Genomic DNA, 22,116 nt, shown 5'->3' with positions numbered 1-22,116 from the left:
TTGCTTACGCCCCCTTCTTGGCCGGCGCCTTGATGGCCGGACGCACGACGACATCGCCGCCAGCGTGGCCGGGCACGGCGCCCTTGACCAGCAGCAGGCCGCGTTCGGCGTCTACACGCACGACGTCGAGGTTTTGAACGGTACGGGTCACATCGCCCAGATGGCCAGCCATGCGCTTGCCGGGGAAGATGCGGCCCGGGTCTTGCGCCTGACCGATCGAGCCCGGCACGCGGTGCGAACGCGAGTTACCGTGCGAAGCGCGCTGCGAACCGAAGTGGTGACGCTTGATCGTGCCGGCGAAACCCTTACCGATGGTGGTGCCCGTGACGTCGACCTGTTGGCCGGCTTCGAAGACAGATTCCACGGCGATGACGGCGCCAGGGGTGAATTCGGCCAGACGGGCCGGATCCAGGCGGAATTCTTTCAGGATGCTACCGGCTTCGGTGCCGGCTTTCGCATAGTGGCCGGTTTGCGGCTGAGCCACACGCGAGGCACGACGAGTGCCATAAGCCACTTGGACCGCGGCATAGCCGTCGGTTTCTTGCGACTTGATCTGGGTCACGCGGTTGTTCGACACGTCCAGCACGGTTACCGGGATGGATTCACCTTCCTCGGTAAAAATGCGGGTCATGCCGACCTTGCGACCCACCAGACCCAGCCGATGAGCGGCGGGCGTGGACGTCGAATTCGACATTGTTTTCTCCATTCCCGACTACGATTGGTCGGGGCTAATCAGGCAAAAGGTAAAGGCTTTCACCCTACAGGACTAAGTAACCAGAACCGCCCGCCCTGCTGTTGCAGAACATTCGGCCAGGGTTGCTCTCGCCACAAAATGGCAAGCTTTGCATATTAGCATGCTCCGCAGAGTCAACACAAGCACTTAACTCGGGAAGCGCATAACAAAATGGCCGCGTCCCGAAGGATGCGGCCATTGCTACGGGCTAGTAAGCCCGAACCGATTACTGCAGCGCGATCTCGACGTCGACGCCGGCCGGCAGGTCCAGGCGCATGAGTGCGTCCACGGTCTTGTCGGTGGGATCCACGATGTCCATCAGACGCTGGTGCGTGCGGATTTCGAACTGATCACGCGACGACTTGTTCACGTGCGGCGAACGCAGTACGTCGTAGCGGCGGATGCGGGTAGGCAGCGGCACGGGGCCGCGGACCACGGCGCCGGTGCGCTTGGCGGTGTCGACGATCTCGGCAGCGGACTGATCGATCAGCTTGTAGTCGAAGGCTTTCAAGCGGATACGGATCTTCTGGTTTTTCATGGTGTTTCCTAAAGAACGAAAGGCGAAGGCGGTAGAAGAGGACTCGCCGCCTTCGCTATGGGGTGGTCGCCTTAGGCGAGGATCTTGGCGACGACGCCGGCGCCGACGGTACGACCGCCTTCACGGATGGCGAAGCGCAGACCTTCTTCCATGGCGATCGGTGCCAGCAGCTTGACCGTCATCGAGACGTTGTCGCCAGGCAGCACCATTTCCTTGTCCTTCGGCAGCTCGATCGAGCCCGTCACGTCCGTCGTACGGAAGTAGAACTGCGGACGATAACCGTTGAAGAACGGCGTATGACGGCCACCTTCTTCCTTGGACAGAATGTACACCTCGGCCGTGAAGTCCGTGTGCGGCGTGATCGAACCCGGCTTGGCCAGCACCTGGCCACGCTCGACGTCTTCACGCTTGGTACCGCGCAGCAGCACCCCAACGTTGTCGCCCGCCTGGCCCTGGTCCAGCAGCTTGCGGAACATTTCCACGCCCGTGCACGTCGTCTTGACCGTCGGCTTGATGCCCACGATTTCGATTTCTTCGCCAACCTTCACAATGCCGCGCTCGACGCGGCCCGTGACCACCGTGCCACGACCCGAGATCGAGAACACGTCTTCAACCGGCATCAGGAACGCACCGTCAACCGCGCGCTCCGGCGTCGGGATGTACGTGTCCAGCGCTTCGGCCAGCTTCAGGATCGCCTGCTCGCCCAGCTCGCCCTTGTCGCCCTCGAGCGCCAGCTTGGCAGAACCCTTGATGATCGGCGTGTCGTCGCCCGGGAAGTCGTACTTCGACAGCAGTTCGCGAACTTCCATTTCCACCAGCTCGAGCAGCTCGGCGTCATCAACCATGTCGGCCTTGTTCAGGAACACGATGATGTACGGCACGCCAACCTGGCGGCTCAGCAGAATGTGCTCACGCGTCTGCGGCATCGGGCCGTCAGCGGCCGAGCACACCAGGATCGCGCCGTCCATCTGCGCCGCGCCCGTGATCATGTTCTTCACATAGTCAGCGTGGCCCGGGCAGTCAACGTGCGCGTAGTGACGGCTTTCCGTCTCGTATTCCACGTGCGACGTGTTGATCGTGATGCCGCGCGCTTTCTCTTCCGGCGCCGCGTCGATCTGGTCGTAGCCGCGGGCTTCCCCGCCGAACTTCGTCGACAACACGGTCGTGATCGCCGCCGTCAACGTCGTTTTGCCGTGGTCAACGTGACCAATCGTACCCACGTTCACGTGCGGCTTGGTACGTTCAAACTTGCCTTTTGCCATGATCTCTGTCCTTTGACTTTCAAGGAAACTTGGATAATTTGCCACGCCCCCGGATCGCGGAAGCATGGCGACGGTTATTTACTTGGCCCGAGCGGCGATGACTTCGTCAGCGACGTTCTTGGGGGCCTCGGAGTAATGCTTGAATTCCATCGTGTAGGTGGCGCGCCCTTGCGTCAGCGAACGCAGGTTCGTGGCGTATCCGAACATCTCGGCCAGGGGAACCTCGGCCCGGATGGTCTTGCCGCCACCAACCATGTCGTCCATGCCCTGCACCATGCCGCGCCGCGAGGACAGGTCGCCCATCACGGTGCCAGCGTAGTCTTCCGGCGTCTCGACTTCTACGGCCATCATGGGCTCGAGCAGCACGGGGCTGGCCTTGCGCATGCCGTCCTTGAAGGCCATCGAGCCGGCCATCTTGAACGCGTTTTCGTTCGAGTCGACGTCGTGGTACGAACCGAAGAACAGCGTGACCTTGACGTCTACCACGGGGTAGCCGGCCAGGATGCCCGACGGCAGGGTTTCCTGGATGCCCTTATCGACAGCCGGGATGTACTCGCGAGGCACCACGCCGCCCTTGATGGCGTCGACGAACTCGTAACCACCGCCCGGGGGCAGCGGCTCGAGCTTCAGCACCACGTGACCGTACTGGCCGCGACCGCCCGATTGCTTGACGAACTTGCCTTCGACTTCTTCGCAAGTCTTGCGGATGGTTTCGCGGTAAGCCACCTGCGGCTTGCCGACGTTGGCATCCACGCCGAATTCACGCTTCATGCGGTCGACCAGAATTTCCAGGTGCAGCTCGCCCATACCGGAAATGATGGTCTGGCCGGATTCTTCATCGCTGCGCACGCGGAACGAAGGATCTTCCTGGGCCAGGCGCGCCAGAGCCAGACCCATTTTTTCCTGGTCGGCCTTCGACTTGGGTTCGACGGCCTGCGAAATCACGGGCTCGGGGAACTCCATGCGCTCGAGCAGGATGTGCGAATCGATGTCGCACAGCGTTTCGCCGGTGGTGACGTCTTTCAGGCCCACCACAGCGGCGATGTCGCCCGCCAGAACTTCCTTGATTTCTTCGCGGTTGTTCGCGTGCATTTGCAGCAGACGGCCGACGCGTTCTTTCTTGCCCTTGATGGGGTTGAAGACGGTATCGCCAGACTTCAGCACACCCGAATACACGCGCACGAAGGTCAGCTGGCCCACGAACGGGTCGCTCATCAGCTTGAACGCCAGCGCCGACAATTTTTCGCCGTCGTCGGCCTTGCGCGACACTTCATTGCCGTCGTCGTCCTGGCCACCCACCGGCGGAATGTCGATCGGCGAGGGCAGGTAGTCGATGACCGCGTCGAGCATGCGCTGCACGCCCTTGTTCTTGAAGGCGGTGCCGCACAGCATGGGCTGGATCTCGCCGGCGATGGTGCGCTGGCGAATGGCCGCGTTGATCTCGGCTTCATCGAGCGCGCCGGTTTCGAGGTACTTGTTCATCAGTTCCTCGGTCGACTCGGCGGCGGCTTCGACCAGCTTCTCACGCCATTCCTGGGCAACGGTTTCCAGTTCGGCCGGAATGTCGACGTAGTCGAACTTCGTGCCTTGGCTGGCCTCGTCCCAGACGATGGCTTTCATCTTGACCAGGTCGATGACGCCCTTGAAGGTGTCTTCGGCGCCGATCGGGATCACGATGGGAACCGGGTTGGCGCGCAGACGCGTCTTCAACTGGTCGTAGACCTTGAAGAAGTTGGCACCGGTGCGGTCCATCTTGTTGACGAACGCCAGGCGAGGCACGCCGTACTTGTTGGCCTGGCGCCATACGGTTTCAGACTGCGGCTGCACGCCGCCCACGGCGCAGTACACCATGCACGCACCGTCGAGCACGCGCATGGAACGTTCGACTTCGATGGTGAAGTCCACGTGTCCCGGGGTGTCGATGATGTTGATGCGGTGCTCGGGGTAGTTGCCGGCCATGCCACGCCAAAACGCCGTCGTAGCCGCCGACGTAATAGTGATGCCACGCTCTTGCTCTTGTTCCATCCAGTCCATGGTGGCTGCGCCATCATGAACTTCGCCCAGCTTGTGGTTGACGCCGGTGTAGAAAAGAATGCGTTCGGTCGTGGTGGTTTTCCCTGCATCGATATGCGCAGAGATGCCAATGTTGCGATAGCGCTCGATCGGGGTTTTGCGGGCCATGGTAGGGGTGTCCTTAACCTTAAATTACCAGCGGAAATGGCTGAAGGCCTTGTTGGCCTCGGCCATCTTGTGCGTGTCTTCGCGTTTCTTCATCGCGGCGCCACGACCTTCAGAGGCGTCGATCAGTTCGCCAGCCAAGCGCAGATCCATCGACTTTTCACCGCGCTTCTTCGCGGCTTCGCGCAGCCAACGCATGGCCAAGGCCAGGCGGCGCACAGGGCGCACTTCAACCGGCACTTGGTAGTTGGCACCGCCCACGCGGCGGCTTTTCACTTCGACGATCGGCTTGATGTTGTTGATCGCCAGGCTGAAGACTTCGATCGGCTCTTTGCCGGTCTTGGCCTGAACCTGCTCGAGCGCGCCATAGACGATGCGCTCGGCGACGGCCTTCTTGCCGTCCAGCATGACGACGTTCATGAACTTGGCGAGTTCGACGCTGCCGAACTTGGGATCGGGCAGAATCTCGCGCTTGGGTACTTCGCGACGACGGGGCATGTTGCTTCCTTGTGTCAGTTCAGTTGAACCGTGATCTTCACGGCCATGGCCGTCCATCGGGACGGCCCCTTACGTGCCGCGCACCGTCCCGACAAGGGGCTGGCGCGGTTGCACTGTGGCGACGCTTGCGCGCGGCCGGGGTACTGCAAAAAACGGGTGAAACGCCGATCAGGCCTTCTTCGGGCGCTTGGCGCCGTACTTCGAGCGAGCCTGCTTGCGATCCTTGACGCCCTGCAGGTCGAGCGACCCGCGCACGATGTGGTAACGCACACCCGGCAAGTCTTTCACACGGCCGCCGCGAACCAGGACCACCGAGTGCTCTTGCAGGTTGTGGCCTTCGCCGCCGATATACGAAATGACTTCGTAGCCGTTGGTGAGGCGCACCTTCGCAACCTTACGCAGGGCGGAGTTAGGCTTCTTGGGGGTGGTGGTGTACACGCGGGTGCACACGCCGCGACGCTGCGGGCAGTTTTCGAGCGCAGGGCTCTTGCTTTTGATGATGCTGACTTCGCGCGGCTTGCGCACGAGCTGGCTAATGGTAGGCATGACCTTTTAAATCCCTTTTACGTACCACTGGTAAGTACTTTGTGTACTCTTGTCGCGGCTGGCCGCCCTGGCGAGGCTGGCACCACCCGCGAGAGGCAGTTCACGCAAAACCGCCTCAAACGTTCCGTACGTAAAAGAGCGGGTCTTGCAGTTAACACGCATAAAGCGGCAGCCGTGGCCTGAACCGATGGAGCAAACCCCGCTGGAACAAACCCAAAACCGGGCTTGCCACCTTGGAATAGGCAAGGCTACTTTATGCGCGAATAAAGCAGTAAGCCCGTCAGCATAACCCAGATCATAGGGTGTGTCAAAGCCGGATTGCTGGCCTGCCGCAGGGTGCGGTCCGCGGTTGCCGTGGCGGGCGCAATGCGCACGGACTGGTCTGCCGCACTGGTGTCGGCCGAGTGCCGGCCGGGATGGTGCCAGTAAGCAGACAGACGGGAAGCCGAGTCAAAATAAGGGGCAGATGCCTGCGCCCCGATCCGGACCGTCGAACTGGGGGAGGCTGCCAGCGCCCGGCCATGGCCTGGCCTTGGCCCGCCGCGGCCGCGCTGGCCGGATATCGCACGGACAGCTGCACGTGGCATGCGGCTGGAGTCGCCCGCTGCCGTTGCCATTGCGGTTGGCGCACCGGGGCAGCGCCCGGGTACTGAATCTTATTGGTTGGCGAAAAGATAGCCGCTGCCGTACACGGTACGAATGGGCAACGTGGCCCCGGCCAGCTCGGCTTTGCGCCGCAGGCGGCTGACGATGACATCGATACTGCGGGCGCCCCCGCTACGACCGATACTGCTGTCGGATTCGAGCCTCTGGTTGAGTTCGGCGCGGCTGACCGCGCGCCCGGCGACATCGAGCAGCGCCTGGACCACCAGCCGTTCGTTCGCGGACAGCGAAATCGCCACACCGGCGGGTGACAACAAGGTCCAGTTCTGGTCCCGCAATTCCCAGCGACCTGCCGCGGACTCGGAACTGTCTGCCGCGCTCGGCCTTTCGGGCATGCGGCCCGGCAGCCGGCGCGCCAATGCCAACAGGACACAAGCCAGCTCACGAGGGTCTGCGGGATGGGGCAGGCAGATATCGGCTCCGCTTTGCAGACAGCGTAACCGCCCTTCCACACCGCTTGTTGACCCGATTACAACGATCCCCAGTGAAGGCGAGGCGCGCAACCGGGAAAGCAGGGCGTAACCGATTTCGCCAAGTTCGTCGATATCCAATACGGTTGCATCGAATTGTGCCGCATCCAGCTGTTTGAACAGCTCGAGCGGGGTGCCGCACGCTTCTGCAGCGATGCCCGCCTGCAACAAAGTCTCTGCGGTTTGTGCACGCATTGTTGCATCGGGCACCATGATCAGTACCTTGATTTGCTTCATAACAATGTCCCTGAAGGTCGTCTTCTCTTTGAAACACGCGGCCTGCCGGGTGCTTCGCAGTGCGACATTTCTGAGACAGTGTGGAGAGTTTCTGCGCCAAACCGTAGTTAATCTTTGTCAACTTCACAATATTTGACGTTCACATTGTTGCAAGATTCAAGGATACGCAACGACGCGTTATCATCGCTATGCGGTATCGCGTCGCGCGTCCCGCGCGCTTGAACGGAAAGGGCCGAACATGCTCCATTCAGTGAACAAGCCCGTAAGCATCGCCTCGCTGGAAGACGACCTTGATCAGGCACGCCTTATCCAGCAGCTGCTGGACTCTGCCGGTTACGCATGCCGAAGCTTCCAGCGTAGCCGCGATTTACTTGCCGCCGCTCGTAACAGGGATTTCGATCTCATTATTCTGGACTGGCAAGTACCCGATATGACAGGTGATGAAGTACTGCGGCAACTGCGCGCCACCCTGGGCTTTCAGATGCCCATCATTTTCCTGACCAGCCGCAACCAGGAAGCGGATCTGGTGCAGGGGCTGGCCGCCGGCGCCGACGATTATGTGGTAAAGCCGCTACGCCCTGCCGAGTTGCTTGCGCGCATCACCGCATTGTTGCGCCGCACCCAGGCGGTCGTGCCTGAACATGCCCCCTTCAAGGTGGCTTCGTACCACATCGACCCGGCGAAGCGCGTCATCGCGCTGAACGGAACAGAAGTGACCCTGGCACCGAAAGAATTCGAGCTGGCCCAACTGTTTTTTCGCAATGTAGGCCGCCTGCTGTCACGCAACGTCCTGGCCGAAAGTGTATGGAACCGCGAGATTCCCGCCACCTCGCGCACGCTGGACACGCACCTGTCGAACATACGCCAGAAGCTGCAGTTGCGGCCCGAGAACGGCGTACGGCTCGCTGCCTCGTACGCGTTGGGATACCGGCTGGAAGTGTTGAACGAGAGCGCAGATGCGACACAAACGCCTGGCCAATGAGCCCAGGCAATAGGAGGTTTTTTCATGACATTGCGATCGGCGCGCGTTTTCGTTTTTCTTTGCATGGCCACTGCCGGATTCGCCTCGGCGCAGCCGATCGGAGCACTGGGCGACGACTTCATTTATAAGATCCGCCCCGGCGACACTTTGATCGAGCTCGCCGACACGTATACACGCAGCGAGTCCAACTGGAGCGCGTTGCAGCGTGTGAATTCGATTGCCGACCCCTATCGCTTGATGATCGGCTACGAGCTGCACATCCCTTTTTCGATGATTCCCGTGGAACCCGCGCACACGCAAGTCGTGCACGTCAGCGGCCGGGCCGATATCGATGGCGCGCCGGTTCGCGTGGGCATGCCGGTTCCCGAGGGTTCCACCATCACCACGGCGGCCAATGGGTTCGTGACGCTTGAGTTGGCCGATGGCACGAAGATCACGTTGCCCCAGCAAGGCACCACCGAGCTGCAGCGCTTGCGCCAGTTCCAGGGCACGGCGCTCACGGATTCCATCCTGCGCGTGGAAAGCGGTGTGGTGGATTCGCATGTCGCGCCGTCCGGCCAGGGCGTCGGACGGTTCGAGGTGCGAACACCGGTAGCCGTGACGGGGGTCCGTGGAACCCGCTTTCGCGTGCGTGCCAACAGCGAGGGCGCCCGCAGCGAAGTGGTTGAGGGCAGCGTGCGGCTGCAAGCCCATGCCCCCGAGCAGCACCCGGGCAAAGCCGTGGCCGTGGCCACCGGGCAGGGCGCAGCGGTCGCGGCCGACGGCGCGCTCATAGGCATACATCCATTGCTGCCCGCTCCCCGGTTGGGCGAGGCGCAACGGGCCGGTGGCGGCCAATGGACCGCGTCAGTCACGCCCGTGCCCGGGGCGGTGGCCTACCAGGTGCACGTGGCGCGCGATGCGCTCGGCATGGAGTTGACATCGTCACAGCGGTTCCCTGGTCCGGACATCCGTTTCTCGGCGCCGGGCGCCGGGACGTACTTTGTCGTGGTACGCGCCGTGGATGCGGCGGGCCTGGAAGGGCGTGACGCCAGCTTGAGTTTTGAGGGAGCCAATGTGCTTACCACGGCCTCTGGCCTGCCTGTAACGCTGCAACACGGCGGCGTGGTCACCCTGTCCGACTATTGAGCCGCGCCGCGGCCTCGCGATGCCTACCGGGATATATGGTCGCAGACGCATCCCGTATTCGCGGGTAGCACTTACCATCGCCCTGGCGGTGCTGACCGCCTTGCTGGGTTCGTTGAATGGTCTGGGCCGGCTCGACCAGATTGCGTACGATCGCGCCATTTCGCTGGTCAAGCAGCCGCGCGCCGACGATGTCGTGATCATCGTGATCGACGACGAAAGCGTGGCCGCTGTGGGACGCTGGCCGTGGCCACGTGCCGTACACGCAGCCTTGCTGGATCGTCTGCAAGGCGCGCGTGCAGTAGGGCTCGATATCGTATTTGCCGAGCCCGAGCTCCAGCAGCCCGACAGCGACCGAATATTCGCGGACGCCATCCGCCGGCAGGGGCGCGTCGTGCTGCCCGTCGTGCTCGACAATGTCCAGCACCCCACGCGGGTGGAACAGCCGGTGGCTCCTTTGGCGGACGCGGCCGCCGGCCTGGGTTATATCAATATCGCGCCCGACGTCGACGGCGTAGTTCGGCAAGTTACCTGGGAGCATGAAATACACGGCGTCCAGTGGCTGCACTTTGCCCTGGCCATGCTGCAGGTGGGAGGCCAGGATGAGGCGGTGCGCAACTTCACGAGCCACCTGCCGGCGGGCTCCACCCTGATTCCTTATGCGGGTCCGCCGGGCAGCTTCCACATGATTTCCTACGTATCGGTGCTGCGCGGCGACCTGCCGGCCGATTACTTCCGTGACAAGTACGTCATGGTGGGCGCCTGGGCCACCGGCATGGGCGACGTTTTCCCGGCCCCGGTCTCCCACAGCACCAGCGGAATCTCGGGCGTCGAGATCATGAGCAGCATGCTTCAGTCGGTACGGGACGACCGGGTGGTGTGCGCCACGCCGTGGTGGCTGAATGCGCTGATCAGCGCGGCGCCGGTACTGTTGCTGTGCCTGGCTCTGCCGCGGTTGTCTCCCCGGCAGACTTTGCTGTACGCCTCGCTATTGTTCCTGGTGGTATTGATAGGCGCGACGGTGACGCTGACATGGGGAGATCTGTGGATACCCCCCTCCGCCGCGCTGCTCGGACTCGCCATCTGCTACCCGGTGTGGAGCTGGCGCAGCCAGGAAGCCGCGTTGCGCTACATGACCAAGGAAATGGCACGCCTGCGCCGCGAGTATCCCCCGGTAATGCACGAAGCCATTCCGCAAGACCTGCGTATCAGCCGCTCGCTGGACCAGCATGTCGCCGAGCTCGATCAGGCGCTGAGCAGGGTGCGAAACCTTCGGCGCTTTCTTATAGACGGCCTGGATGGCATGCCAGACGCCACACTGGTCGTCGATCACACGGGTCGCCTGCAGTTCCGCAATCGCCCGGCCGTCATGTATTTCCTGAACCTGAGCATTCGGCCCCCGCGTACCGGAAGCGCACTCGCGCCCGTTCTGGAAAAGGCGTTCGAAGACGCTCCCACGCGCCAACTGATCAGCGCGGCCTTGCGCACCCGGGCTGAGCCCACGGGCGCTCCCACGGCGCAGGAACGGGTCAACGTCGAAGTGCGAGACCGCGCGGGGCAGGACCTGTTGATCAGGTGCGCCCCCTTCCGTACGGCGCGGGGCGCCCATGCGGGTCTGGTGGTCACGCTGAGCGATATCAGCGCCATCCGGCAGGCCGAGCGCCAGCGTGAAGAAACCTTGCGCTTCATATCCCACGACATGCGAGCGCCGCAGAATTCGATCCTCGCACTCGTGGCGCTCAACCAGAGCCAGCCCGGGCAAGGCGTACCGCAAGAGGCCCTGACCCGTATCGCCAGCCTCGCACATCGAACGCTGGGTCTGGTGGACGATTTCATCCAGCTCACGCGTGCCGAGTCGATGGACATCAGCCACGCCAGACTGAATCTGACTGACCTGGCGCAAGATGCTGCGGACGAGTTCTGGGCAACGGCCCAGCGGCGCAATATCGCCATGCATGTGCAGGCCCCGGACGCCCCGGCGCTGGCTTACGGTGACCATACGCTGATTCGCCGCGCCATCTGCAATCTGCTGGATAACGCCATCAAATACAGTTACGCCGGAGGCAGGGTGTGGCTACGGGTCCAGGCGGGCGATGATCAGACCTGGAATGTCGATGTGGAAGATGCGGGCGCGGGTATCGCCGCCGAGGAACAAGAGCGCCTGTTCTTGCCGTTCTTTCGCACCGGTGAGGCGCACGAGTCCGACGTCAGCGGATCCGGCCTGGGACTCGCCTTCGTGAAAACCGTGGCGCAGCGCCATGGCGGACACATCACGGTGCACAGCATTCGCGGGGTGGGCACAACATTTACCTTGAGCCTGCCCATGGCCCTGGACGATACCGCCTACGAAACATGATCGGATACCGGCGCGGGTTCAGCGGAACACATGCGTGATGACGGCAGGCTTGCCGGCTTTGACGTCCAGTGTCAGCTGATGCGGCGGCTGGGCCGAGTTGCGTATCGTGATCGCGTACCGTCCAGGGGCAAGACGCAGCGTCTTCAGCGGCGGGGTGACCCCGCGCGATACGCCATTGACGACGATTTCGCCCCAAGGCCGCACATTGATCCCGACCGTGACGGGAGCAACCTGCGGCGCCACCGGCTGCGGCTTGCGGCCTTGCGCGGCAGCCGGCCTAGAGGCCGCCTCGGGCGAGGCTTGCGAAGGCACTGCCGGCGCGGCCGCATGTTCGGCCACCGGCTCGGATGCGTCCCGGACCACCGGTTCGGCCGGTTCGCTCGAGCTCACCCCAGGAGGCAGGCTGGCGGCTGTTGGCACCGCGGGGGGCTCAAGCGGCGGCGCGTCGGCAGGGGGCCTGGGCACCTCGGCCCGGGTGAGGGCCGGTTCGGAATACGTAATGACCTCGCTGGGCTTCTCGGTGAGGCGGCCCCACCAGTAGGCGGCCACCCCTATCGTTGCAATTGCCAGCAACATTGTCTTGATCGCGGTGCGCACGCGCCCACGGCGTGAGCCCGGGTACACATACGCCTCGTGCGCGGTCTCGGCGGGCTCGATGGCCTGCGTGGGAGCTGGCGCCGCCACCGGTGTGGCGGGCAAGGCCATGAGCTTGGCATAGTCCTGCAGAGTCCGGGGCCGGTCCGCCGGTTGCATGGCCAGGCCCGCGTCAATTGCCTCCAGAAATGCGGCGTCGTACTTGGGCAGGTCCATTGCGGCCAGTGGCCGATACGTATCATTGACCCGCCGTTCGGGAGCCGCAGGCGGGCGCTGGCCAGTCACCAGCGAATGCGCCACCGCGCTCAACGCATAGATGTCCGTCCAGGGGCCGCGCGGCCACTCGGAGGCCTCGGTATACAGTTCAAAAGGGGCGTACCCCGGAACAAGCGTGAGGCTGTCCGCTGTGCGTGGAGGCCCTGACAAGGCCATGAGGTGAGCGCGTCCGTCTTCGTCCATGCCCACGGAATGCACCGAAATGTCACCACACACTCGGCCGACGCGGTGCAGGTCCTCAAGCACCGGAAGCACCTCGGCGAGAATGCGTTGGATACGCTTCTGGGGCACGCCGCCGGCCGTTGTCGCCGCGATGGCGCTCAGCGGGCGATGTGCCAGGGGCGCGGCGCCAGCAAAAGGGCCACGTGGCGAGGAGAAACCGGCAGAGGAAAACATAACCGAATCAGCGAGAATTTGACGCCTTCAGGACGCGCGATTATGGCGGCATCCGACGCTCAGGCCATGCGATAAAGAGGGGCAGGTTACTTTTTATAACGTAACTTCGCAGTAAGACGCATTATTCGTGCGACGCAACATAGGCTATTGATGCACAACCCGGATAATATCCGAGCATCCCGCGCGGGCCGTTTCACAATGGCTACGCAAGGAACAGGATGTGACTCTTTCCTCATTGCCCACGTGACCCTGCCTATGAAAAATCGTGCTCTCTTGCCCGCTTTCCTTTGCGTCATGGCCTTGCTCGGCGGTTGCGCCGGCCTGGGCTCGAGGTTCGAGGGGCCGGCGTCGGCCGAGGCCGAGAGCGCCATCACCCAAGTCCGCGAGTATTACTCCAACGGACAATACGGCAGCGTGATACGCACAGTGGCCACCTCGGGCGAGCTGGCGTCAGCGCCCACGTCCATGCGCATCGAGGCTTACAAGTTGCAAGCGTTCAGTTACTGCGTGCGAGACTTCCCTCAACTGTGCGAAGACACTTTCGTCAGGATTCTTCAGCTGGATCCGTCCTTCACCCTGGCGCCGAACGAAGCGGGCCACCCCCAGTGGGGCCCCGTGTTCCAGTCGGCGCAGGCTCGCGCCAGCCGCTGACAGTCAGCGGTTCACGGCGTGCAGCGCCGCGGCGCTGCAGCGTGGCCCGACACGACACGCGCACTGCCTGCCGGAAATCGATGCTCGGCAGATAAAAAAAAGGCCGCTGAATGATCAGCGGCCTTTTGTCTGACGCGGCCGGCATGCCGGCCAGCATCAGATGACGGGATCAACCCATCATTCGGCGGCGCCGTCCTGCCCCGCCTCAGGCTGCGGCGTCTCGGCGTCAACCGTCACGGGCGCATCTTCGAAGGGGTTGGCCAGCTGGCGCGCGGCTTCGCGCTCGGCAGCCTCGAGGGCTTCCTTGTCCTTGCGGGCGATGTGATACGCCAGGCCGGTACCCGCCGGAATCAGGCGGCCGACAATGACGTTCTCTTTCAACCCGCGCAGGTCGTCGCGCTTGCCCATGATGGCGGCTTCGGTCAGGACACGGGTAGTTTCCTGGAACGAAGCAGCCGAGATGAACGAGTCGGTAGACAGCGAAGCCTTGGTGATGCCCAGCAGCACGTTGTCGTAGGTCGCCGGACGCAGGCCTGCAGCGATGACGCGGTCGTTCTCGTTCAACAGCTCGGAACGCTCGACCTGCTCGCCCGGGATGAAGTCGGTGTCGCCGGCATCAACGATGTTCACACGACGCAGCATCTGACGAACAATCACCTCGATGTGCTTGTCGTTGATCTTCACGCCTTGCAGTCGATAAACGTCCTGGACTTCGTCCACGATGTACGTCGCCAGCTTCTCGATACCCTGCAGGCGCAGGATGTCGTGCGGGTCGGCCGGGCCATCGACGATCATCTCGCCCTTGTTCACCACCTGGCCATCGTGCACCAGAACCTGTTTTTCCTTGGGAATCAGGAACTCGTGGCTGATGCCTTCCAGATCGGTGATGACCAGGCGCTGTTTGCCCTTGGTGTCTTTGCCGAACGAAACCGTGCCCGTGACATCGGCGAGCATGCCGGCGTCTTTGGGCGAACGTGCTTCGAACAGCTCGGCCACGCGCGGCAGACCGCCGGTGATGTCGCGAGTCTTTTGCGATTCTTGCGGAATACGCGCCAGCACCTCGCCCACCGCCACCTGTTGGCCATCGCGCACCGTGATCAGCGCGCCGACCGGGAACGAGATGTTGACCGAGTGATCGGTGCCCGCGATCTTGACGTCTTCGCCGTTGTCGTTGACCAGCTTGATCTGCGGACGCATGGCCGTCTTGCCGCCACGCGTCTTGGGCGTGATCACCACCAGGGTCGACAGACCCGTGATCTCGTCGAGCTGCTTGGCAACCGTGACGCCCTCTTCGATGTTCTCGAAGCGCACCGCACCCGCGTACTCGGACACGATCGGACGGGTGAGCGGGTCCCAGGCCGCCAGGCGGGTGCCGGCCTTGACCGTTTCACCATCGCCCACCAGCACCGTGGCGCCGTACGGAATCTTGTGACGTTCGCGCTCGCGGCCGTTGTCGTCGAAGATCGCCAGTTCGCCCGAGCGCGAGATCGCCACGCGTTCGCCCTTGGCGTTCGTGACATAACGCATCGTGCCCGCGAAGCCCACCTTACCGTTGGACTTGGTTTCCACCGCGCTGGCCAGGGCCGAACGCGATGCCGCGCCACCGATGTGGAACGTACGCATCGTGAGCTGCGTGCCCGGTTCACCGATGGACTGTGCGGCGATGACGCCCACCGCTTCGCCCACGTTGACGTGCGAGCCGCGGCCCAGGTCGCGACCGTAGCAATGCGCGCACAGACCGTGACGGGTTTCGCAAGTGAGGGGCGTACGCACCTTCACTTCATCGACGCCGATGCGATCGATCAGATCGACCAGATCTTCGTCGAGCAGGACGCCGGCCGTGATTGCCGTTTCCTGCGTGTCGGGGTTCACCACGTCGATGGCGGTGACGCGGCCCAGGATGCGATCACGCAAGGGTTCGATCACTTCACCGCCTTCGACCAGCGCCTTCATGGCGTAGCCCTGGCTGGTGCCGCAATCGTCTTCGGTGATGACCAGGTCTTGCGTCACGTCGACCAGACGACGGGTCAGGTAGCCCGAGTTCGCCGTCTTGAGTGCGGTATCGGCCAGGCCTTTACGCGCACCGTGAGTCGAGATGAAGTACTGCAGAACGTTCAGGCCTTCGCGGAAGTTCGCGGTAATCGGCGTTTCAATGATGGAGCCGTCAGGCTTGGCCATCAGGCCGCGCATGCCGGCCAGCTGGCGAATCTGCGCAGCCGAGCCCCGGGCGCCGGAGTCAGCCATCATGTAGATCGAGTTGAACGACTCCTGGCGCACTTCCTCGCCATGACGGTTGACCACCGGCTCGGTGGCCAGTTGTTCCATCATCGCTTTGCCGACCTTGTCGCTGGCCTTGCCCCAGATATCGACCACGTTGTTGTAGCGTTCTTGGGACGTGACCAGACCCGACGAGTACTGCTTGTCGATTTCCTTCACTTCGCGGCTGGCCTCGGCCAGGATGCCTTCCTTGGCCTTGGGAATGAGCATGTCGCCCATCGCGATGGAAATACCACCACGCGTGGCCAGGCGGAAACCCGCCTGCATCAGCTTGTCGGCGAAGATCACCGTGTCGCGCAGGCCGCAGCGGCGGAACGACTGGTTGATCAGGCGCGAGATCTCTTTCTTCTTGAGCGACTTGTTCAGCACCGTGAAGGGCAGGCCCTTGGGCAGGATCTCGGACAGCAGAGCGCGGCCAACCGTCGTTTCGTGGCGACGCTGTACCGGCTGGAATTCGCCGTTCTCGTCACGCTCGTATTCGGTCAGGCGCACGGTGATGCGCGACTGCAGTTCCACTTCGCCGTTGTCGTAAGCGCGCTGCACTTCGGCCACATCGGTGAAGAAGATGCCTTCGCCCTTGCCGTTGATGCGCTCGCGCGTCGTGTAGTAGAGGCCCAGCACGATGTCTTGCGACGGCACGATCGACGGTTCGCCGTTGGCCGGGAACAGGACGTTGTTGGAAGCCAGCATCAGCGTACGCGCTTCCAGCTGCGCTTCGAGCGACAGCGGCACGTGCACGGCCATCTGGTCGCCGTCGAAGTCGGCGTTGAAGGCCGCGCAAACCAGCGGATGCAGCTGGATCGCCTTGCCTTCGATCAGCACCGGCTCGAATGCCTGGATGCCCAGACGGTGCAGCGTGGGCGCACGGTTCAGCATCACCGGGTGCTCACGAATGACTTCTTCGAGAATGTCCCAGACCACCGGTTCCTGGCTTTCGACCAGCTTCTTGGCCGCCTTGATGGTGGTGGCCAGGCCCATCATTTCAAGGCGATTGAAAATGAAGGGCTTGAACAGTTCCAGGGCCATCAGCTTGGGCAGGCCGCACTGGTGCAGCTTGAGCTGCGGGCCCACCACGATGACCGAACGGCCCGAGTAGTCGACGCGCTTGCCCAGCAGGTTCTGGCGGAAGCGGCCGCTCTTGCCCTTGATCATGTCGGCGAGCGACTTGAGCTGGCGCTTGTTGGCGCCCGTCATGGCCTTGCCGCGACGGCCGTTGTCCAGCAAGGAGTCCACCGCTTCCTGCAACATGCGCTTCTCGTTGCGCAGGATGATTTCCGGCGCTTTGAGTTCGAGCAGTCGCTTCAGGCGGTTATTGCGGTTGATGACGCGGCGGTACAGGTCGTTGAGATCGGACGTGGCGAAACGGCCACCGTCGAGCGGCACCAGCGGGCGCAGGTCGGGCGGCAGCACGGGCAGCACTTCCATGACCATCCATTCGGCCTTGATGCCCGACTTCTGGAAGCCTTCGAGCACTTTCAGGCGCTTGGAGATCTTCTTGATCTTGGCTTCCGAGCTGGTGGCCTTGAGCTCGCCGCGCAGCGTTTCGACCTCGCGATCGATGTCGATGGTGCGCAGCAGCTCACGCACGGCTTCGGCGCCCATCAGGGCACGGAAGTCGTCGCCATACTCTTCGGTCTTGGCCAGGAAGTCATCGTCGGACATGATCTGGCCGCGCTTGAGCGGCGTCATGCCGGGCTCGATGACGCACCAGGCTTCGAAGTACAGCACGCGCTCGATGTCGCGCAGCGTCATGTCGAGCACCATACCCAGGCGCGACGGCAGGCTCTTCAGGAACCAGATGTGCGCGACCGGGCTGGCCAGCTCGATGTGACCCATGCGTTCACGGCGGACTTTGGCGACCGTGACTTCGACGCCGCACTTCTCGCAGATGACGCCACGATGCTTCAGGCGCTTGTACTTGCCGCACAAGCACTCGTAGTCTTTGATCGGCCCGAAGATTTTCGAGCAGAACAGACCGTCGCGCTCGGGCTTGAACGTGCGATAGTTGATGGTCTCGGGCTTGCGGACTTCACCGTAAGACCACGAGCGGATTTTCTCGGGCGAGGCGATGCCGATCTTGATGGCATCGAACTGCTCGTCTCGAGACTTGCTTGAAGAGGTCGAGTAGCGCTTTCATTAGTTACGCTCCAAATCCATGTCCAGGGCCAACGAGCGGATTTCCTTGACCAGCACGTTGAACGATTCCGGCATGCCGGCATCGATGACGTGGTCACCCTTGACGATGTTTTCGTATACCTTGGTGCGGCCGGTGATGTCGTCGGACTTCACCGTCAGCATTTCCTGCAGGGTGTAGGCCGCGCCATAGGCTTCCAGCGCCCACACTTCCATTTCACCGAAACGCTGACCGCCGAACTGCGCCTTGCCGCCCAGCGGTTGCTGGGTCACCAGCGAGTACGGGCCGGTGGAACGGGCGTGCATCTTGTCGTCGACCAAGTGGTGCAGCTTCAGGTAGTGCATGTAGCCGACAGTGACCGGACGTTCGAACTGCTCGCCGGTGCGGCCATCGAACAGCCAGGCCTGCGTACGGGTGTCGGTCAGCTTCATGCGCTGGGCGACGTCGTCGGGATAGGCGAGTTCGAGCATCTTGCCGATTTCTTCCTCGGTCGCGCCGTCGAACACCGGCGTGGCGAACGGCACGCCGTTCGTGAGGTTCTGCGCAAGTTCCATGACTTCGTCGTCGGTCAGGGTCTCGATGTGAGCGCCCGTACCCGTGGTGTTGTACACCTTTTCGAGATAGGCACGCACGTTCTTCACCTGCGCCGTGCGCTCGTCGCGCAGCATGTCGGCGATGCGATGACCCAGGCCCTTGGCTGCCCAGCCCAGATGCACTTCGAGCACCTGCCCGACGTTCATCCGCGACGGCACGCCCAGCGGGTTCAGCACGATGTCGGCAGGAGTACCGTCGGCCATATGCGGCATGTCTTCCACCGGGGTGATACGCGAGACCACACCCTTGTTGCCGTGACGGCCGGCCATCTTGTCGCCAGGCTGCAGGCGGCGCTTGACGGCCAGGTATACCTTGATCATCTTGAGCACGCCCGGGGGCAGCTCGTCGCCTTGCGTAAGCTTCTTGCGCTTTTCTTCGAACGCCAGATCGAACTGGTGACGCTTCTGCTCGAGCGATTCCTTGGCTTGTTCCAGCACCACGGCGTGGGGCTCGTCAGCCAGGCGGATGTCGAACCACTGCCAACGGTCGAGGTCGGCCAGATACGCTTTGGTGATCGTGGCGCCCTTGGCCAGCTTGCGCGGGCCGCCATTGACCGTCTTGCCGATCAGCAGCTTCTCGATACGATCGAACTGGTCGTTCTCGACAATGCGCAGCTGGTCGTTCAGGTCTTGGCGATAGCGGCGCAGTTCGTCGTCGATGATGGACTGGGCGCGCTTGTCGCGCACGATGCCTTCGCGCGTGAAGACCTGCACGTCGATGACGGTGCCCACCATGCCCGAAGGCACGCGCAGCGAGGTGTCCTTGACGTCAGATGCCTTCTCTCCGAAGATGGCGCGCAGCAGCTTTTCTTCAGGCGTCAGCTGGGTCTCGCCCTTGGGCGTGACCTTGCCCACGAGCACGTCGTCGGCGGTGACTTCGGCGCCGATGTAGACGATGCCCGAATCGTCCAGGCGATTGAGCTGGGTTTCGGCCAGGTTGCTGATGTCGCGCGTGATTTCTTCAGGTCCCAACTTCGTGTCACGCGCCACGACCGTGAGTTCCTCGATGTGGATCGAGGTATAGCGGTCGTCAGCCACGACTTTTTCGGAGATCAGGATCGAATCTTCGAAGTTATAGCCGTTCCAGGGCATGAACGCGATCAACATGTTCTGGCCCAGCGCCAGTTCGCCCAGATCGGTCGAGGCGCCATCGGCCAGCACATCGCCCTTTGCGACCTTATCGCCACGCTTGACGATGGGACGCTGGTTGATGTTGGTGTTCTGGTTCGAACGCGTGTACTTGATGAGGTTGTAGATGTCGACGCCGACTTCGCCAGCGACGTTCTCTTCGTCATTGACACGGATAACGACACGCTCGGCATCGACGTGGTCAACCACGCCGCCACGCAGGGCCTGCACGGTGGTACCCGAGTCGACCGCGACGGTGCGCTCGATGCCGGTGCCCACCACGGGCTTCTCGGGGCGCAGGCACGGCACGGCCTGACGCTGCATGTTGGCGCCCATCAGTGCACGGTTCGCGTCGTCGTGCTCGAGGAACGGGATCAGCGATGCCGCCACGGAGACGATCTGCGAAGGTGCGACGTCCATGTAGTGCACGTTGCTCGGCGCGGTCAACATGGTTTCGCCTGCTTCGCGGCAAGCCACGAGGTCGTCGACGAAACGGCCTTCTTCGTCGAGCGCGGCGTTGGCCTGCGCGATGACGTAGTTGCTTTCTTCGATGGCCGACAGATAGTCGATCTGGTCGCTGACCTTGCCGTCGATGATCTTGCGGTAAGGCGTTTCGAGGAAGCCGTACTCGTTCAGGCGCGCGTAGAGCGCCATCGAGTTGATCAGGCCAATGTTCGGGCCTTCAGGCGTTTCAATGGGGCAGACGCGCCCATAGTGCGTGGGGTGCACGTCGCGCACCTCGAAGCCGGCGCGCTCGCGGGTCAGACCACCCGGGCCCAGGGCGGAGACACGGCGCTTGTGCGTGATTTCCGACAGGGGGTTGGTCTGGTCCATGAACTGCGACAGCTGGCTCGAACCGAAGAACTCCTTGATGGCCGCGGAGATCGGCTTGGAGTTGATCAGGTCGTGCGGCATCAGGTTTTCGGTCTCGGCCTGGCCCAGACGTTCCTTGACGGCACGCTCGACGCGCACCAGCCCGGCACGGAACTGGTTCTCGGCGAGCTCGCCCACACAGCGCACGCGACGATTGCCCAGGTGATCGATGTCGTCGATCTGGCCGCGACCGTTACGCAGCTCGACGAGCACCTTGATGGTCTCGACGATGTCTTCGTTGGTCAGCGTCATGGGACCGGTGATGTCTTCGCCACGGCCCAGACGGCTGTTGACCTTCATGCGGCCCACGCGCGACAGGTCGTACGTTTCTTCGCTGTAGAACAGGCGCTGGAACAGGGCCTCGACGGCGTCTTCGGTTGGCGGCTCGCCAGGACGCATCATGCGGTAGATCGCTACGCGCGCGGCCATCTGGTCGGCGGTTTCGTCGGTGCGCAGCGTCTGCGAGATGTAAGGACCGCGATCGAGGTCGTTGGTGTACAGCGTCTGGATGTTGTGCACGTTGGCGGCGCGCAGGGCGCTGAGCACGCTTTCCGTGATTTCATCGTTGGCGTGCGCCACCACTTCGCCGGTGTCGGGGTCGACGATGTTCTTGGCCAGCACACGGCCGTACAGGAACTCTTCGGGCACCGAAATGCGCTGGATGTTGGCATTGGCCATGTCGCGCAGGTGCTTGGCGTTGATGCGCTTGTCTTTCTCGACGATGACATTGCCGTCACGATCGGAAATATCGAAGCGGGCCATCTCGCCCTTCCAGCGTTCGGGCACGAATTCGATCATGCCGCCTTCGCTCTTGATTTCGAAGTTGTCGAAATCGAAAAAGTGCGCCAGGATGGATTCCGGCGTCATGCCGATGGCCTTGAGCAGGATCGTCACGGGCATCTTGCGACGGCGGTCGACCCGGAAGAACAACACGTCTTTCGGATCGAATTCGAAGTCGAGCCACGAGCCGCGGTAGGGAATCACGCGTGCCGAGAACAACAACTTGCCCGAGCTGTGCGTCTTGCCGCGGTCGTGTTCGAAGAACACGCCCGGCGAACGGTGCAGCTGCGAAACGATGACACGCTCGGTGCCGTTGATGACGAACGAACCGGTGCCCGTCATGAGCGGAATTTCGCCCATGTAGACTTCCTGTTCCTTCACTTCCTTGATGGTGGGCTTGCTGACTTCGCGGTCGAGCAGCACCAGGCGAACCTTGGCGCGCAAAGGCGACGCATAGGTCAGGCCGCGTTGCTGGCATTCCTTGACGTCGAACACCGGCTCGCCCAGCACATAGCTGACGAACTCCAAGCGCGCCATTCCGTTATGGCTGACAATCGGGAAAATCGACGAAAACGCCGCCTGCAGGCCTTCGCTAACGCGGCTGGACGGGGGAGTATCCGCCTGCAGGAAAGTTAGGTAGGATTGAAGCTGAGTCGCCAGCAGGAAAGGAACGTTTTGAACGTCTTCACGCTTGGCGAAGCTTTTGCGGATGCGCTTTTTTTCGGTGTACGAGTAAGGCATGAGCACTCCGACTCGAGGTTGCATGGGCCGTCAACCACGGCCCCAGGTGATACGACTCCAGAAAACCCCACTGTAAAGGGCGACC

13 protein-coding genes and 1 pseudogene are annotated in these 22,116 nt (G+C 62.6%); 4 read left to right on the top strand and 10 right to left on the bottom strand.

The features are described 5' to 3' along the window. Positions 1–4: 4 nt before the first annotated feature. From rplC to ACV17W_RS13845, 7 genes are all read right to left on the bottom strand, one after another. Positions 5–694 carry a 50S ribosomal protein L3 gene (rplC, locus tag ACV17W_RS13875; protein WP_462592920.1) on the bottom strand — a complete coding sequence of 230 codons (690 nt, stop codon included), beginning with the start codon at positions 692–694 and terminating at the stop codon, positions 5–7. 265 nt (positions 695–959) lie between these two features. After that, positions 960–1,271 (bottom strand): 30S ribosomal protein S10, encoded by a 312-nt coding sequence (gene rpsJ / locus ACV17W_RS13870; protein ID WP_012251770.1) that lies wholly within the window; start codon positions 1,269–1,271, stop codon positions 960–962. A 71-nt stretch (positions 1,272–1,342) separates the two neighbouring features. Next, the gene (gene tuf, locus ACV17W_RS13865; protein WP_462592907.1) at positions 1,343–2,533 is read right to left on the bottom strand and encodes an elongation factor Tu; all 1,191 of its coding nucleotides are present in this window, start codon (positions 2,531–2,533) and stop codon (positions 1,343–1,345) included. A gap of 78 nt (positions 2,534–2,611) precedes the next feature. Next, positions 2,612–4,714, bottom strand: coding sequence for an elongation factor G (gene fusA, locus ACV17W_RS13860; RefSeq protein ID WP_462592919.1), 2,103 nt, complete (start codon positions 4,712–4,714; stop codon positions 2,612–2,614). 24 nt (positions 4,715–4,738) lie between these two features. Further along, positions 4,739–5,209, bottom strand: coding sequence for a 30S ribosomal protein S7 (gene rpsG, locus ACV17W_RS13855; RefSeq protein WP_012251773.1), 471 nt, complete (start codon positions 5,207–5,209; stop codon positions 4,739–4,741). Positions 5,210–5,377: 168 nt separating this feature from the next. Continuing rightward, complete coding sequence (gene rpsL, locus ACV17W_RS13850; protein WP_005017264.1) at positions 5,378–5,755, bottom strand: 30S ribosomal protein S12; 378 nt, start codon at positions 5,753–5,755, stop codon at positions 5,378–5,380. Positions 5,756–6,411: 656 nt separating this feature from the next. After that, positions 6,412–7,125, bottom strand: a complete 714-nt coding sequence (locus ACV17W_RS13845) for a response regulator transcription factor (protein ID WP_462592918.1) — start codon at positions 7,123–7,125, stop codon at positions 6,412–6,414. Positions 7,126–7,363: 238 nt separating this feature from the next. On the opposite strand from ACV17W_RS13845, the gene ACV17W_RS13840 reads away from it, so the two are divergent. The 3 genes from ACV17W_RS13840 to ACV17W_RS13830 are packed head-to-tail and all read left to right on the top strand — an operon-like array spanning position 7,364 to position 11,588. After that, a complete protein-coding gene (locus tag ACV17W_RS13840; RefSeq protein WP_462592917.1) occupies positions 7,364–8,107 on the top strand; it encodes a response regulator transcription factor in 744 nt (247 codons plus the stop codon). 24 nt (positions 8,108–8,131) lie between these two features. Next, complete coding sequence (locus ACV17W_RS13835; protein ID WP_462592916.1) at positions 8,132–9,235, top strand: FecR domain-containing protein; 1,104 nt, start codon at positions 8,132–8,134, stop codon at positions 9,233–9,235. 19 nt (positions 9,236–9,254) lie between these two features. Next, positions 9,255–11,588: a CHASE2 domain-containing protein gene (locus ACV17W_RS13830; RefSeq protein ID WP_462592915.1), complete on the top strand. Its 2,334-nt coding sequence runs from the start codon at positions 9,255–9,257 to the stop codon at positions 11,586–11,588. Between the two features lie 18 nt (positions 11,589–11,606). Here the strand turns inward: ACV17W_RS13830 and ACV17W_RS13825 are convergent, their stop codons facing one another. Then, the gene (locus tag ACV17W_RS13825) at positions 11,607–12,854 is read right to left on the bottom strand and encodes a serine/threonine-protein kinase (RefSeq protein ID WP_462592914.1); all 1,248 of its coding nucleotides are present in this window, start codon (positions 12,852–12,854) and stop codon (positions 11,607–11,609) included. Positions 12,855–13,109: 255 nt separating this feature from the next. Here ACV17W_RS13825 and ACV17W_RS13820 point away from each other — a divergent pair, with 255 nt between their 5' ends. Next, on the top strand, positions 13,110–13,505 hold the full coding sequence (locus ACV17W_RS13820) for a TssQ family T6SS-associated lipoprotein (RefSeq protein WP_462592913.1): 396 nt from the start codon (positions 13,110–13,112) through the stop codon (positions 13,503–13,505). Between the two features lie 177 nt (positions 13,506–13,682). On the opposite strand, the pseudogene rpoC reads toward ACV17W_RS13820, so the two are convergent. Then, positions 13,683–17,919, bottom strand: a pseudogene (rpoC, locus tag ACV17W_RS13815) (DNA-directed RNA polymerase subunit beta'). Then, entirely contained in the window at positions 17,919–22,031 is a 4,113-nt protein-coding gene (gene rpoB, locus ACV17W_RS13810) for a DNA-directed RNA polymerase subunit beta (RefSeq protein WP_462592912.1), read from the bottom strand. The pseudogene rpoC and the gene rpoB overlap by 1 nt, the downstream one beginning before the upstream one ends. Positions 22,032–22,116: the final 85 nt, after the last annotated feature.

Source organism: Bordetella sp. MIP270_01_BMS (genome assembly GCF_054958705.1).
This window is presented reverse-complemented; position numbering and strand designations above follow the sequence as displayed.

Bases quoted from the DNA above. Each gene is read 5' to 3' on its own strand.
- rplC (WP_462592920.1), bottom strand. From the start codon at position 694: ATGTCGAATTCGACGTCCACGCCCGCCGCTCATCGGCTGGGTCTGGTG.
- rpsJ (WP_012251770.1), bottom strand. From the start codon at position 1,271: ATGAAAAACCAGAAGATCCGTATCCGCTTGAAAGCCTTCGACTACAAG.
- tuf (WP_462592907.1), bottom strand. From the start codon at position 2,533: ATGGCAAAAGGCAAGTTTGAACGTACCAAGCCGCACGTGAACGTGGGT.
- fusA (WP_462592919.1), bottom strand. From the start codon at position 4,714: ATGGCCCGCAAAACCCCGATCGAGCGCTATCGCAACATTGGCATCTCT.
- rpsG (WP_012251773.1), bottom strand. From the start codon at position 5,209: ATGCCCCGTCGTCGCGAAGTACCCAAGCGCGAGATTCTGCCCGATCCC.
- rpsL (WP_005017264.1), bottom strand. From the start codon at position 5,755: ATGCCTACCATTAGCCAGCTCGTGCGCAAGCCGCGCGAAGTCAGCATC.
- ACV17W_RS13845 (WP_462592918.1), bottom strand. From the start codon at position 7,125: ATGAAGCAAATCAAGGTACTGATCATGGTGCCCGATGCAACAATGCGT.
- ACV17W_RS13840 (WP_462592917.1), top strand. From the start codon at position 7,364: ATGCTCCATTCAGTGAACAAGCCCGTAAGCATCGCCTCGCTGGAAGAC.
- ACV17W_RS13835 (WP_462592916.1), top strand. From the start codon at position 8,132: ATGACATTGCGATCGGCGCGCGTTTTCGTTTTTCTTTGCATGGCCACT.
- ACV17W_RS13830 (WP_462592915.1), top strand. From the start codon at position 9,255: ATGCCTACCGGGATATATGGTCGCAGACGCATCCCGTATTCGCGGGTA.
- ACV17W_RS13825 (WP_462592914.1), bottom strand. From the start codon at position 12,854: ATGTTTTCCTCTGCCGGTTTCTCCTCGCCACGTGGCCCTTTTGCTGGC.
- ACV17W_RS13820 (WP_462592913.1), top strand. From the start codon at position 13,110: ATGAAAAATCGTGCTCTCTTGCCCGCTTTCCTTTGCGTCATGGCCTTG.
- rpoB (WP_462592912.1), bottom strand. From the start codon at position 22,031: ATGCCTTACTCGTACACCGAAAAAAAGCGCATCCGCAAAAGCTTCGCC.